This is a genomic window from Accumulibacter sp., assembly GCF_032229525.1.
Taxonomy (GTDB): domain Bacteria; phylum Pseudomonadota; class Gammaproteobacteria; order Burkholderiales; family Rhodocyclaceae; genus Accumulibacter.
Genome location: NZ_JAVTWB010000141.1, coordinates 1 through 13,474, shown reverse-complemented (window position 1 = coordinate 13,474; position 13,474 = coordinate 1). Strand labels below are relative to the sequence as shown.

Annotated in this window: 12 protein-coding genes and 1 tRNA gene; 6 read left to right on the top strand and 7 right to left on the bottom strand. The window is 62.5% G+C overall.

Features of this window, described 5'->3' with window-relative positions:
• Window positions 1-44: 44 nt before the first annotated feature.
• Window positions 45-131: transfer RNA gene (locus RUW20_RS10295), tRNA-Leu, on the bottom strand.
• Between the two features lie 133 nt (window positions 132-264).
• Between RUW20_RS10295 and queA the strand changes: the two genes are divergently transcribed.
• Both queA and RUW20_RS10285 read left to right on the top strand, forming a co-directional pair.
• Window positions 265-1,296, top strand: coding sequence for a tRNA preQ1(34) S-adenosylmethionine ribosyltransferase-isomerase QueA (gene queA / locus RUW20_RS10290; RefSeq protein ID WP_313952113.1), 1,032 nt, complete (start codon window positions 265-267; stop codon window positions 1,294-1,296).
• Window positions 1,297-1,342: 46 nt separating this feature from the next.
• On the top strand, window positions 1,343-5,539 hold the full coding sequence (locus RUW20_RS10285; protein WP_313952112.1) for a DEAD/DEAH box helicase: 4,197 nt from the start codon (window positions 1,343-1,345) through the stop codon (window positions 5,537-5,539).
• 100 nt (window positions 5,540-5,639) lie between these two features.
• On the opposite strand, the gene RUW20_RS10280 is transcribed toward RUW20_RS10285, so the two are convergent.
• Window positions 5,640-5,834 (bottom strand): twin transmembrane helix small protein, encoded by a 195-nt coding sequence (locus RUW20_RS10280; RefSeq protein WP_313952111.1) that lies wholly within the window; start codon window positions 5,832-5,834, stop codon window positions 5,640-5,642.
• Between the two features lie 177 nt (window positions 5,835-6,011).
• On the bottom strand, window positions 6,012-6,704 hold the full coding sequence (locus RUW20_RS10275) for a type 1 glutamine amidotransferase (RefSeq protein ID WP_313952110.1): 693 nt from the start codon (window positions 6,702-6,704) through the stop codon (window positions 6,012-6,014).
• A 192-nt stretch (window positions 6,705-6,896) separates the two neighbouring features.
• Here RUW20_RS10275 and RUW20_RS10270 point away from each other — a divergent pair, with 192 nt between their 5' ends.
• Window positions 6,897-7,709 (top strand): ferredoxin--NADP reductase, encoded by an 813-nt coding sequence (locus RUW20_RS10270; RefSeq protein WP_313952109.1) that lies wholly within the window; start codon window positions 6,897-6,899, stop codon window positions 7,707-7,709.
• 309 nt (window positions 7,710-8,018) lie between these two features.
• Here the strand turns inward: RUW20_RS10270 and RUW20_RS10265 are convergent, their stop codons facing one another.
• Both RUW20_RS10265 and RUW20_RS10260 read right to left on the bottom strand, forming a co-directional pair.
• Window positions 8,019-10,082 carry a heavy metal translocating P-type ATPase gene (locus RUW20_RS10265; RefSeq protein WP_313952149.1) on the bottom strand — a complete coding sequence of 688 codons (2,064 nt, stop codon included), beginning with the start codon at window positions 10,080-10,082 and terminating at the stop codon, window positions 8,019-8,021.
• Window positions 10,055-10,282, bottom strand: a complete 228-nt coding sequence (locus RUW20_RS10260; RefSeq protein WP_313952151.1) for a hypothetical protein — start codon at window positions 10,280-10,282, stop codon at window positions 10,055-10,057. The genes RUW20_RS10265 and RUW20_RS10260 overlap by 28 nt, the downstream gene beginning before the upstream one ends.
• A gap of 106 nt (window positions 10,283-10,388) precedes the next feature.
• Between RUW20_RS10260 and cadR the strand changes: the two genes are divergently transcribed.
• From cadR to RUW20_RS10245, 3 genes are all read left to right on the top strand, one after another.
• Window positions 10,389-10,820 (top strand): Cd(II)/Pb(II)-responsive transcriptional regulator, encoded by a 432-nt coding sequence (gene cadR / locus RUW20_RS10255; RefSeq protein ID WP_313952108.1) that lies wholly within the window; start codon window positions 10,389-10,391, stop codon window positions 10,818-10,820.
• A gap of 281 nt (window positions 10,821-11,101) precedes the next feature.
• Window positions 11,102-11,329, top strand: a complete 228-nt coding sequence (locus RUW20_RS10250) for an SHOCT domain-containing protein (RefSeq protein WP_313952107.1) — start codon at window positions 11,102-11,104, stop codon at window positions 11,327-11,329.
• A complete protein-coding gene (locus RUW20_RS10245; protein ID WP_313952106.1) occupies window positions 11,326-11,928 on the top strand; it encodes a class I SAM-dependent methyltransferase in 603 nt (200 codons plus the stop codon). The genes RUW20_RS10250 and RUW20_RS10245 overlap by 4 nt, the downstream gene beginning before the upstream one ends.
• 1 nt (window position 11,929) lies before the next feature.
• On the opposite strand, the gene RUW20_RS10240 is transcribed toward RUW20_RS10245, so the two are convergent.
• Both RUW20_RS10240 and RUW20_RS10235 read right to left on the bottom strand, forming a co-directional pair.
• Window positions 11,930-12,121, bottom strand: coding sequence for a hypothetical protein (locus RUW20_RS10240; protein ID WP_313952105.1), 192 nt, complete (start codon window positions 12,119-12,121; stop codon window positions 11,930-11,932).
• Window positions 12,122-12,166: 45 nt separating this feature from the next.
• Window positions 12,167-13,474 (bottom strand): acyl-CoA dehydrogenase family protein (locus RUW20_RS10235; protein ID WP_313952104.1); only part of this gene is annotated, 1,308 nt, incomplete at its 5' end.

Genomic DNA, 13,474 nt, shown 5'->3' with positions numbered 1-13,474 from the left:
AGCGTGTTATGATGCGGACCTTTGCAGGCACGTGCTTTTGTGGGTGGTGCCGAGAGGGGGAATCGAACCCCCACGATGTCACCATCGGCGGATTTTGAGTCCGCTGCGTCTACCGATTCCGCCATCTCGGCTTCGGCTCGAACGTCCTGAGCCAGAAGAGCTGCGGATTATCGCTGATTCTCCCGTAAGCGACAAGCTGAAAACGGGCCACACTGCGCCGACCGCCATTCCTCGACAACGCTTCGCTGGCACGCTTCCTTCCGTATGCTCACCCTCGACGATTTTGATTTTGACCTGCCCAGCGAACTGATCGCCCAGCAGCCGACTGGCGAGCGCACGGCCAGTCGGCTGTTGCGAGTCGCCGATGGCGAGTTTTCCGACCGCCGCTTCAACGAACTCCCCGATCTTGTCGCGCCCGGCGACCTGCTGGTATTCAACGATACGCGCGTGATCAAGGCACGCCTTTTCGGCCGCAAGGGAAGCGGTGGCCAGATCGAGGTCCTGATCGAGCGCATTGTCGATGCTCGGCACGCGGTGGCCCAGATTCGCGCCAGCAAATCGCCGCAGCCGGGTAGCCTGATTCTCCTCGAGAACGAGATCAGCCTGGTCGTCGGCAGCCGCAGCGGCGAGCAAAACGAGTTCTTCACGCTCGAACTGGCTGGTGACGGCGACTTGTGGACGCTGATCGAAGCGCACGGCAGGCTGCCGCTGCCGCCGTACATCACGCACGCCGCCAGCACGGAAGACGAAGCACGTTATCAGACCGTCTTCGCCCGCCATCCGGGAGCAGTTGCCGCGCCGACTGCCGGCCTGCATTTCGACGACCCGCTGCTGCTGCAGCTCGGCCAGCGCGGTATCGAAATCGCATGGCTGACGCTACACGTCGGCGCCGGCACATTTCAGCCGGTGCGCACACATCGGGTCGCCGAGCATCGCATGCACGCCGAGCGCTTCGAGATTCCGCCAGCAACCATCGCCGCCATCGCCCGCACCCGCGCCCGCGGCGGCAAGGTCATTGCCGTCGGGACGACCAGCCTGCGCTCGCTCGAAGCGGCCGCACAGCACGGTGAACTGCACGCCGGCGCCGCCGAGACCGACATCTTCATCACCCCGGGCTACCAGTTTCGTGTCGTCGACCGGCTGATCACCAACTTTCACCTGCCGAAGTCGACGCTGCTGATGCTCGTCTCGGCCTTCGCCGGTCTGGACACCATCCGCTCCGCCTATCGACACGCCATCGCACAGCGCTACCGTTTCTTCAGCTACGGCGACGCAATGCTGCTGACGCGCCAGTGATTGTCCCGCCCTGCCCTTCCCCACCGGTTTCAGCGAGTTCCAGCCAATGAACAGAACATCATTGAACCGCGCCGCCATCGATCAACTCGACCGGCACGGACTGCCGCAGGACACCTACAAGGTGGCGCTGGCCTGCGCCCTGCTGTGGACCTTTCGCAGCAACACCGACCTACACCGCCTGCTCGGTCTGAGCGGTCTGGTGAGCAGCGCAGGAAAAGCGTTCACCGCCAGCGACGTCAAGGCCGCAACGCAGCAACTGCGCGAGCACCAGCTGCTGGTCGACGAACCCTCGCGTGCTACCAGCTTCCATCTGGTGGACTCGCTGCGCGCTCCCCTGTACCGGCAGTTGCTCGAGACCAACCCTGGCGACACGCTGGCGCGACTGGTCGCCGAACTCGACCGTTTCGATCCGGCGCGGTCGGCCTACTACTGGCCCACCGGCAGTATCCCGACCACCATCGCCTACGTCCGCGCCAAGTTCTACTGCGGTGCGCCCAACGCGGAACTGGCACACATCAGAAGCGTCCTGAGCCGATCGATGGAATGGCCACCAATCGTGGTGAACGCTCTTCTCCTGCCTTTTGACGGCCCAAGTTTTGAGCGTATCGAGCCCCTCTGGCGTTCACAACTGGCTTATCAGGCCGTCGCCACCACTTGCCTGTACTGGGCAACCGACTACCACCCGGTGGTGGAGTGGGCCGCGGAACAGCTGGCGCAGAACCCCAATCAATTATCCGAAGACCTGCGCCTGGCGCTCGGCGATCTCGCCATGCAGCGCGCCGACAGCGGCCTGCTGCAAGCGGCGCTGGCCGGACTCGACGATGGCCTGAGCGCCGCCATTCGCGCCGCAGCGTTGATCATTGACGGCCAGTGGGCGACGGGGCAGGCCGCTTTCGAAGCGGCCCTCAAGCAGCGAAAAGGCGAGATCGGCGGCACCAAGCGCTTGCTACCCGACAGCATCGCCTGGTTCTATCCCTTGTCACTGCTCGCCCAGTCGACCCCCAGGCACCTCGAACTGGCGCGCAAGTTCTGCGTCGGCGAAGCCGGCAAGCGAGAACCGAGCCCCTATGCCGGCTGGGGACGCTGGGTGCACGCCATTGACGTTCGCCTGGGCAAGGCGCCGATCGCCCGTAGCGCGTTTCGCCCGGCTGCCGACGCACACTCGCACTGGATGCTCGACTCGCTGTGGGCAATTCTGCTCGCGGCGTGGCTCGGCCGAGAAACGATTGCCGACGCAGACCCGCAAGCGCCATCAGCCGAGTGGCGCGCGACGATCGGATTTCTGCGCGAACAACTGGCGGCGTGCCGGCTGCAGGCCCTGACCCGCCTTCTCGATGGCGCCGCAGCAGTACTCGCCGGCGGCGATGCCCCGGAAGGCTTCTTTGTCGCCGGTTCTCGCGAGCATTGGCGAGAAATCCTGCTCTCCCTGCAGTCGCTGGCAGTGAACCAGCCGGCGACCGCAAGCGGTGAATCGACGCGCCTGTTGTGGGCACTCGAGGTCGGGCGGCAAGGAGAACTGGTCGACATCAAACCCTTCGAACAGAGCCGCGGCCAGCGCGGCTGGGGCCGGCCGAAAGCCGTGAGCCTGGCCCGAATGGTCGGCAACGAACAACTGCCGTCCTGCGACGCCAAGGTCGCGCGCGCGCTGCGTCCGGAACGCGGCTACCGCAACCGCTACCACCTCGATCTGGCGGTGGCGATCGTCGCTCTGGTCGGCCATCCGTGCATCGTCCTGGCCAATGCACCTGAGCAGTTCGTCGACTTGAGCGAAGCCGCGCCGGAAATCGAGCTGGTGCGTCAGGGCGAGCGCTTCGTGATGCGCGTCGAACCGCCGCTACGGCCAGCCAGCCACTTCAGCATGCATCGTGCCATGGACGCCGACGAGCGTCGGGAAGCCGACGCATTACGGCTGATCACACTCGTTCAGGACGGGCCGCAGCGACTGCGTCTGGTGCGTTTTTCGGCGGCACAACAGCAAGCCGCACAGCTTGTTTCCGGGCGCTTTTCGGTTCCCGCCGACGCGCCGGCGGCACAGTCCGAACTGGCCAAGACCCTGCACGCACTGGCCGCGCATTTCCACGTTCATGCCGACTCGGCACAGGCAACTCGCCAGGTGAGCAGTGATTCGCGGCTGCGGGCCGAACTCGCACCGGTCGGTGACGACCTCTCGCTGCGCCTGATCGTCACGCCACTCGGCCCGGACGGACCGCGCCTGCCAGCCGCCGCCGGCAGGATCCGGCTGATGGCCGTGCTCGGCAGTGAAACCATCGGCACCGAGCGTGACCTGGCCGCAGAGCGCCGACATCTCGAATCGGTACTTGACGCCCTGCCCTTCCTCAACAACAACGACGGCACCAGCGAGTGGCTGATCGAAAACGCGGAGCAGGCGCTCGCTGCGGTCGAGGCACTGCCAACGCTAGCGGCAGTTGCGGCCGTCGAATGGCCCAGGGGCAAGAGCGTGCGCGTGCTGACGCTCGACACCCGACAGCTTGGCGTCAAGCTCAGCCGCGAACGCGACTGGTTCCGGCTGTCAGGGCAGGCGACGCTCGACGAAGGGCTCGTTGTGCAACTTGAGACGCTGCTGACGGCAGCGCGTGACAAGAGCCGCTTCATCCCGATGGGGAACGGCATCTATGCCGCACTGACCCGTTCCCTCAAGCAGAAGCTGAGTGATTTGGCAGCCGTGCTCGAGACCGACAAGGACGGCGGCAAGGCGCCGATGATCGCCGCCGCCTGGCTCGACGAAATTCTCGACGGTACCGAACTCGAAGCGAGCAAGGATTTTCGCCAGGCGATCGACCGTCTGCGTGACGCCCAGGCCACGCAGCCAAAGCTGCCGAGCCTGTTGCAAGCCTGCCTGCGGCCGTACCAGGAAGACGGCTACCAATGGGCGACCCGTCTGGCGATCGCCGGCATGGGCGGCTGCCTGGCCGACGACATGGGTCTCGGCAAGACCCTGCAGGCACTCGGCGTGCTTCTCGACCGCGCCAGCGGCGGTCCTGCACTGGTCATCGCGCCGACCTCGGTGTGCGGCAACTGGCTGGCCGAGACGCTGCGCTTCGCCCCCAGCCTGAACGTCCGGATTTACAGCGAAGCGAGCGACGAAGAGCGCGAAGAGCTGGTCAGCAGGGCCGGGCCGCAGGACCTGCTGATCGTCTCCTACACACTCCTGCAGTTGGCGCAGGAGCGTTTCGCCGATCGTAGCTGGCACACGCTGATCGCCGACGAAGCGCAGGCGATCAAGAACGCCGCCGCCAAGCGCTCGCAAGCAGTTTTCGCACTGACCGCCGATTTCCGCCTGGCGCTGACCGGCACGCCGGTGGAAAACCGACTGGCCGACCTGTGGTCGATCATGCGCTTCGCCAATCCCGGGCTGCTCGGCAGTCTCAACCGCTTCAACGAACGCTTCGCCGGGCCGATCGAACGCAACCGCGACCGCGACGCACAGCACGTGCTCAAGCGCCTGGTCGGGCCCTTCGTCCTGCGGCGCACCAAGTCCGAAGTCCTGCAGGAATTGCCCCCGCGCACCGAGTTGATCCTGACAGTAACCCCCGAAGCAGCCGAAGCCGCGCATTACGAAGCCCTGCGCCGCGAGGCAGCGAACGAGATTGACGCCAGCCTCGACAGCTCGCCGCAGGCGCAGGCACGCTTCAACATCCTCGCGCAGCTCACCCGTCTGCGCCGCGCCGCCTGCGACCCGCGCCTGTGCAACCCGGAATTCGGCATCGCCGGCGCCAAGGTGCAGGCCTTCGCAGAACTCGCTGCCGAACTTCTTGCCAATGGTCACAAAGCACTTGTTTTCAGTCAGTTCGTAGACTTTCTTAAGGTTCTATGCGAACCGCTTGATCAGGCGGGAATCCGCTATCAGTACCTTGACGGTTCCACCCCTGCCGCTGAACGCACGCGCCGTGTCGCCGCTTTCCAGGCCGGCGAAGGAGACCTTTTTCTGATCAGCCTCAAAGCTGGCGGTTTCGGCCTCAACCTGACCGCCGCCGACTACGTGGTGATCACCGACCCGTGGTGGAACCCGGCGGCGGAAGACCAGGCCATGGGTCGCGCCCACCGCATCGGACAACTGCGGCCGGTCACCGTCTACCGCCTGGTCACCAAGGGCACAGTCGAGGAACGCATCGTGGACCTGCACCACGAAAAGCGCGCCCTTGCCGAAAGCATCCTCGCCGATGGCGACGCCAGCGCCCTGCCCTCGACCGAGGATCTGGTGGCACTGATCCGGGGCGCGTGACGCTGCAGCGAGCCAGCGAGGTAAATCGCCAAGCAAGCATCAACGGTCACAGCACGCAGGCTGCCCGACTTGCCGCTTGCCGCCCGCAGGTACGCTGCTGCTACGTCGTGGAGAAGTACAACGCCAGCATCAACAGCACGAGGGTGATGGCCTGAAAACCAACGCGCATGCCCATGAAGCGCGTGCTGTGGCCCTGGTCATACTCGCCACCATGCGCCATGGAATTGATGCCGAGAGCCAAGGACACAACAGTGGCAACCAGAGCGAGGAGAACCAGAATAGTGAGCATTTGCATCTTGCCCCTCCTTTCCCAGAGTTCGTCTGGCGACGCCTGGACTTTCCCCGCCGATAACCGCCTTCCAGCATCATGTCGGGCCGACGTACCGGACGGGCAATTCAGTCCTAGCAGCCAAAGTATAGGTAGACCTGTGGCTGCAATTCAAACCCAAATTTTTCGATTCTTCGCCGGGGCTTAGGCGACATCGCTTGTCAGATATTCGAGTACGTCAGCCATCAAGGCGTTGACGCCCTGATAGCAGCTTGCCGGGGTCGCGAGAAGCAGTGCTTCGCTCTGGATGAAGCGCTGAGCCACCAGCTCGTGCCCACAGTGTGCAATGAGGCCGGCAGCGCTTTCCGACGTCGTTTCGAGATGGAACTGCAATGCCAGCACGCGTTTACCCAGCTGGAACGCCTGATGGCGGCAGGCCTCGCTGCTGGCCAGGTGGACCGCGTCCGGAGGCAGGTCGAAGGTCTCGCCGTGCCAGTGGAAGGCGAGCGTCGACCCCGGAAAGCCGAAGCTGGCCTCACTACCGGCTTCCGCGCAAACGGGGAACCAGCCGATCTCCTTCTCCGGGGTCGAGTAGACGCGTGCGCCGAGCGCATTGGCAATCAGTTGCGCGCCGAGACAGATCCCCAGCACGGCTTTTCCCGCCTTGATGGCGGCAGCGATGAATCGCTTCTCGTCTCGCAGCCAGGGAAACTGATGCTCGTCGTTGACGCTCATCGGTCCACCCAGAGCGATGATGAAATCAACCGTCTCGAGCGAGGGGAGAACATTCGCCTCGAAGAGGCGGCTCCACGTAAGCGCCGCGTTTTTCTGCTGCAGCCACGCTGCAATGCTGCCCAAACCTTCAAACGGTACGTGCTGCAGGACGTGGACGCGCATGGTTGGACTCCTGATGTTGGCGGAAGGGCGTCATGCCCGACCAGATGCAATGAATTCTACAAAACAATAGGGCTTCAAAGCGGTCGAAAAGCCTGACATGAAGTTGTATCAACCATCCCTCCTCGACCGGGCAATAAGCAAGGAAAGCGGAACGAAGCCTGAGCCAGGGGAAGAAATCCGAGAAAGGGCACCATGAGCTTGTCCACCGAAGCTGTCCCGCAGATCCCTCCTGAGCCAGCGAACAGCGGCAAATGGACCACGGAGCGCGTGCTGGAGGTGCGCTACTTGACGCCAGCCATGCTTTCGTTTCGCACCACCCGCGGCAAGGAGTTCCGTTTTACGCCCGGACACTACGCGCGCCTCGGCATCACCGCGGACGATCGCGGCATTGTCTGGCGTCCCTATTCGATGGTCTCGGGAGCTGCCGAAGACAGCCTCGAATTCCTCGCCACCCTGGTTCCGGGCGGTGCTTTCTCGGACGCCCTGGCAAGACTTCGGGTTGGCGATGCAATGCAGGTCGAGCGGGCCTCTTTCGGCTTTCTCACCGTCGACCAGTTGGCAACCGGCCGCGACCTGTGGATGCTGGCCAGCGGAACCGGGCTGGGGCCGTTTGTTTCCATCCTGCGCGATCCGGCGGTCTGGCGCGGTTTCGAACGGCTGATTGTCGTCCATAGCGTTCGCCGGTCCTCGGAACTTGCCTACCGTGCCGAAATCCGCGCGCTGGCCGATGAAGGTGCTTCCACCGCCGGCAAAGCGCGGCTGGCCTATCTTCCGGTGGTGACGCGTGAAGCGGGAGCAACGACGCTTGCAGCGCGAATCCCGACACTCCTGGCTGATGGACGACTGGAGGAAGCCGTTGCGCCGCTCACTGTAGAAGCCTCGCGCCTGATGGTCTGCGGCAACCCGGAGATGGCGCGCGAACTGCGGCAAATGCTGGGCGCACGTGGCTTTGCCACCACCCGCCGTGGGGTACTCGGCCAGATGGCGTTCGAAAAGTACTGGTAATGGTCATCCGGGCGCCCGCTGGCGCAGACAGAATCACGCCGATACAATCTGCTCGACTGGCGCAGACGGCCGTATATCGACTGGGCATGTTCGGCCGCCGCTCGATCCGGGGACGCGCCAAGGCCCGGATCATAACGACGAATGACCCGCCGGCGGCTTCTCGTTTGAGCTTCCCCCCGAGATTTCGTCTGCCAAAAGTGCCGTCTAATTTATGTCACGCGTGGCAGACGAAAAACCGCGGGAACCTGAGTCTCAGAAAATGGGAAAAATCGTCCGCCAAGGTATAGCTCAGAATGACATAACGGCACGCTACTGACGCACCAGCCTTAGACCGTTAGCCACAACCAGCAGACTCGCGCCCATATCAGCGAATACCGCCATCCACATGGTGCCCATACCGAGCAGCGTGAGGACCAGAAAAACGGCTTTGATGCCCAATGCCAGCGTGATGTTCTGTACCAGTAGCGTTCGGGTGGTGCGCGAGAGGCGGACAAAACGCGCTATTTTGTTCAGGTCATCATCCATCAGTGCCACGTCAGCCGTCTCGATAGCCGTATCACTACCCGCCGCGCCCATGGCAAAGCCGATGTCAGCTCGCGCCAGTGCCGGTGCATCGTTGATGCCGTCACCCACCATGCCAACCTTGCCGCTTTGCGCGTAGCGTTCGATAGCGCGCAGCTTGTCTTCCGGCAGTTGATCGCCCAAGGCTTCGTCAATCTGAACCTGGGCTGCGATGGCTCGCGCGGTGTGTGCGTTGTCGCCGGTCAGCATGACTGTTTTGATACCCAACTCATGTAGCGCCCGAATCGCGGCGCGGCTACTGTCCTTGACCGTATCGGCCACGGCAAACAGGACCAGCACGCGCTCGCCATCCGTGAGCAGAATGACCGTCTTGCCTTGCTCTTCGAATTCGCCAAGCCGAGCCTCCAGGGCGGGAGTGCATGCGCCCAGCTCATGGATCAAGCGATGGTTGCCAAGCTGATAACGCACGCCGCCAACGGTTCCGAGCACACCTCGCCCTGGAATGGCGGCGAAGTCGGCCACCTCAAGCGGGGCGGTGCCGTTCCGTTGTCCGGTTGTGGCTATGGCGTGAGAAACCGGGTGATCGGAGCGTGCAGCAAGACTGGTGGCAACTCGGACGGCATCCACTCCGGTCGGCTGATCGAGCAAGAGCGTATCGGTCAATACCGGTTTGCCGTGCGTGATGGTGCCGGTCTTGTCGAATGCCAGCCACGCGAGCTTGTGACCTTCTTCAAGATAGACACCGCCCTTGATCAAGATGCCGTGGCGGGCTGCTGCTGCCAGACCGCTGACGATGGTGACGGGCGTGGAAATAACCAAGGCGCACGGACACGCTATGACCAGCAGAACCAGCGCCTGGTATACCCAATCCTGCCAGCTGCCACCAAGTAGCAGGGGCGGCACAAGGGCTACCGCGATGGCGAAGACGAACACCGCCGGCGTGTAGATCCTGGCAAACTGATCGACGAAACGCTGGGTTGGCGCACGTGCGCCTTGTGCTTCTTCGACCGCGTGAATGATGCGTGCCAAGGTCGAATGCGTGGATACGGCAGTAACCCGGAATTCGACGGCGCCAGATTGGTTGATGGTCCCGGCGAATACACTGTCTCCGGCCGACTTGTCGACCGGCAAGCTCTCGCCGGTAATAGGCGCCTGGTTGATGCTTGATCGCCCAGCCGTCACCACACCATCGAGGGCGACGCGCTCGCCTGGTTTGACGCGCACGGTTTGGCCCATGCTGACATCCTTGGCGGGCAGTTCGGCCCAAGCACCGTTTGCCTGCCGTACTGTCGCCATTTCCGGAGTCAACTGCACCAGGCTGCGAATGGCATTGCGTGCCCGATCCAACGACTTCGCCTCGATCAGCTCGGCAAGAGTAAACAGAACCATGACCATGGCTGCCTCCGGCCATTGCCGCAGCAATACCGCACCCGTCACGGCAATGCTCATCAGGGCGTTGATATTGAGATTGCCGTGGCGCAACGCAATCCAGCCCTTCTTGAAAGTGCCGATACCGCTGATTGTGATGGCGACGACAGCGAGCAGTCCGGACAACCATTCGGGCAAGCCAAGCCAATGAACAATTTCCGCACCCAGCGCGGCAACCCCGGCCAGCGCCAACGGCCACCAAGGCTTACCGACTGCCTCGGCGGGCGCGCCGCCCTGGCTGCTTGTCTCGATTGGCTCGGCACTCATACCCAAGTCGCGGATGGCCGTCTCAACGGCAGCTAGCGTGTTGTTCTGGTGGACAACGGTCAGCACTCGCTGCATGAGGTTGAATTCCATCCCTCGTACCGTGGCTAGGCCACCCAGCTTATTGCGGATCAATGCCTCCTCGGTCGGGCAATCCATCTGGGCAACGCGTAGACGCGTTCGTGTGTAGCCGGCGGGAATTTTGGCTGTGGCCAGACTGGCGTTGCCTGATGGTGATGTTGGTAACGGATCGGCGGCGCCACACTCATCACCATGGTCGTGCGAATGCCCATGATCGTGATCAGCGGGCAAGTCGTCGTGAGCATGCGAATGATCGTCGCCGCATGCGTGGTGAACATGCGTAGTTTTCACGGGGCGAGAGGGCATGGCGTTGTCCAATTGTTGGTATGCTGCGCATTGCACACCCTGAAGTTCCTATAGGGTCAACTGTTTTGGAGACTACCCGTGAAGATCGGCGAACTCGCCCAAGTGGCGCAATGCACGGTGGAAACCGTGCGTTACTACGAAAAGGAAGGGCTGCTATCCGCGCCGGCACGGACGCGGACCAACTACCGCAGCTATCGCGAATTCCACGTTGAGCGGCTTCGCTTTATACGGAATTGTCGTGCCCTGGATATGACTCATACGGAAATCCGCACGCTGCTGGGTCTGATGGATCAGCCTGCCGGTGATTGCGGTGGCGTCAATCAACTACTCGACGAACACATTGCCCACGTCGATGTGCGTATGGCCGAGCTGTCTCAGCTCAAGCAGCAGCTCAGTGAGCTACGTCAGCGCTGCCAGAGCGAGCAGGCCATGGACGCCTGTGGAATCTTGCAGGGGCTGGCGTCTATGGAAACAGAACCTCGGCATGAGCGGCACACGCACCTCGGTTAACTGGCCGTGGCGTAAGGTTTTTCCTGTTCCGTGAGCGAGTTTCCAGATTGACGATAAAGGGATCTGCTCTTACCGGCTTTCTTTTAGCGTGCTTTATTTTCCGTTTTCCGAGGCGACCCCATCTATCACTGTCTCGCCAATGCCGAAGTGTTGCGCATCCTGCACGACCTGACGCGCTGGTTGGATGCACGCCCGGCCCCGGTCGCCAGTGAGGCCGATCAACGCAGCGAACTGAGCAAACGCAAATTGGCTGCGGCAGCAACCAGGGGGGTAACGTAGCCATGTGGGCACATGGAGCGTGGGAATGGTTTCCGTTGATGTGGATATTTTCGCAGATCTTTCTCGTCGTGATGCTGGTCTTCCTTTTCCGTAGCGGCGGCTTGGCCATGTGCGGCGGACGCGGGATAGGTGACAGAGACGAAAGCGCCAAAGAGATTCTCGACCGGCGCTATGCACGTGGGGAGATCGTGCAGGAGGAATATCAGCGCATGAAGAAGGATCTCGAATGACGATTCAGGACCGACGGTTTCCGGCCACGGGCATGCCCGACAGGAACTGGTGGCATGCCTTGTGGCCCGACCCCGATGGCTTTGCCAGGGCCCTGCGCATCGAGCGCGGAATGACGGTCGTCGATGTGGGTTGTGGAGACGGTTATTTCACCGCCGCCATTGCCCGCCAAGTTGGGCCGGGGCGCGTCATCGGATTTGACCTCGACCCCGCCATGCTGGCGCAAGCACAAGCCGCGTGTGACGGGCTGCCCAGCTGTGAGTGGCTGCTTGGAGATGCCATGGAACTGAGCCGTCTGCTGGACGCGCTGGCGGACTATGTGTTGATCGCCAACACCTTCCACGGCGCGCCGGATAAGACGGGACTGGCCCGAGAGGTCGCTGCGGCCTTAAAGCCACACGGCCGCTTTGGCATCGTAAATTGGCATCCCCTGCCGCGTGAAGAGACGACTGTCCTCGACCAACCGCGAGGGCCGAAGACCGACATGCGCATGTCGCTGGAACAGACCTGCGCGGTGGTCGAGCCGGCTGGATTCAAGCTGGAAACGCTGGTCGAGCTACCTCCCTACCACTACGGAGCAATTTTCATCCGTACCAACTGATTCAGAACAGGAGAGAACCACGGCCGACAACGATGATGAAGTCATCGAACACCACAAGCGCTTGCACCCGACCGCCTACGACCCCGAGGGCGCATTGGACCGAAAAACGCGCCACCTGTTGGTGGCAGCCCAACCCCGGCGATTGCTGCGTATTCTGCGCCACCTGCGGTCGGAAACGAATCCCCTGCGTCATGCAATCCCCCTCCTGGCGTGACGACGTAAGCAGTTGCAGCCGGACCTAAACAGAGTCGATGAGCGCGCGTATGATCACCTTCAGCGCCAGCGTTTCCTCGGCTCCTTCGAAAATCGACAACACCCGGGCATCCACGAAATACCGGCTGACCGGCGACTCCTCGGCGTAACCCATGCCGCCATGAATCTGCACCGCCTCGCGGGTGAGCCACTCGGCCGTGCGACAGGTAAACAGCTTCACCATGCTCGCTTCCATCTGCCCCAGGCCCTGATCCATCAGACCACCCACAGCGTAGGTGAACTGGCGGGAAACCATCAGCAACGTCGCCATGCGCGCCAGCTTGACCCTTGTCAGTTGAAAATCGCCGATGGGTTTGCCGAATGCCTTTCGTTCGCCGGCGTACGAAACGGCGCGTTCGAAAGCGGCTTGCATGACACCAATTGCGCGCGCAGCTGTTTGAATGCGCCCGCCCGCGAAGCCAGCCATGGTGAAGTAGAAACCCTTCCCTTCACCCGCCGGCCCACCGACCAGGTTTTCATCCGGCACAAAGATGCTGTCGAAGAAGAGCTCGTACGAATGCATCCCGCGATAGCCAATGGTCGAAATTGCCCGGCCTGTGAGGACGCCGCCCTGCGGCTGCCGATACTCGAAATCGTGCCCGTCATACGCGTCCTTTTCGACCAGGAACATACTGAGCCCCTTGTGGCCGAGCGAGCGGTCGGCATGGGAGCGGGCCAGAACGAGCAGCACCCCGGCCTTGCCGGCCATGGTGCACCAGCTCTTGACCCCATCGAGTAGCCAGCCGCCAGCGCACTTCGTCGCTTTGAGCCGCATGGCGGCGACATCGGAGCCGGTATCCGGTTCGGTAACCGCAATGGCGCACAAGGGCTCGCCCATCGCTACCTGCGGCAACCATTTTTTTCTCTGCTCTTCTGTTCCACCCGCGAGCAGGGCTCGGCTGAGGATTTCAGGACGCGTGATCAAACTACCGGCCGCGCCCAGCGAAGCACGCGAAAGCTCCTCGGTGACGACGATCATCCCCATGTTATCTTCATGCTCGTCGCTCTGGATGCCGCCGTAGCGCTCGGGAATCGACAGACCGAAGCAACCCATTTCGGTCAACGGCTGGAGGATTGCCTGTGGAATTATCCGATCTTCCCGATGAATCTCCTCCGCCAGGGGCATCACTACGGTCGTTGCCAGTCTACGGAACGAGTCCTGCATCATCGTGGCATCATCGCCAAGCATGTAGGCACCGCTGGCACCCTCCAGTTCGGCGACTTTTCTACCCAACGCTTCCAGATTGCCGACATCCAGTTGAGCGCGACAGAAACAGACGATGGCGGATGACGA

Coding starts and splice junctions, on each gene's coding strand:
- queA (WP_313952113.1), top strand. CDS start 265: ATGCTCACCCTCGACGATTTTGATTTTGACCTGCCCAGCGAACTGATC.
- RUW20_RS10285 (WP_313952112.1), top strand. CDS start 1,343: ATGAACAGAACATCATTGAACCGCGCCGCCATCGATCAACTCGACCGG.
- RUW20_RS10275 (WP_313952110.1), bottom strand. CDS start 6,704: ATGCGCGTCCACGTCCTGCAGCACGTACCGTTTGAAGGTTTGGGCAGC.
- RUW20_RS10240 (WP_313952105.1), bottom strand. CDS start 12,121: ATGACGCAGGGGATTCGTTTCCGACCGCAGGTGGCGCAGAATACGCAG.
- RUW20_RS10260 (WP_313952151.1), bottom strand. CDS start 10,282: ATGTTCACCACGCATGCGGCGACGATCATTCGCATGCTCACGACGACT.
- RUW20_RS10245 (WP_313952106.1), top strand. CDS start 11,326: ATGACGATTCAGGACCGACGGTTTCCGGCCACGGGCATGCCCGACAGG.
- RUW20_RS10280 (WP_313952111.1), bottom strand. CDS start 5,834: ATGCAAATGCTCACTATTCTGGTTCTCCTCGCTCTGGTTGCCACTGTT.
- RUW20_RS10250 (WP_313952107.1), top strand. CDS start 11,102: ATGTGGGCACATGGAGCGTGGGAATGGTTTCCGTTGATGTGGATATTT.
- RUW20_RS10270 (WP_313952109.1), top strand. CDS start 6,897: ATGAGCTTGTCCACCGAAGCTGTCCCGCAGATCCCTCCTGAGCCAGCG.
- RUW20_RS10265 (WP_313952149.1), bottom strand. CDS start 10,082: ATGGATTGCCCGACCGAGGAGGCATTGATCCGCAATAAGCTGGGTGGC.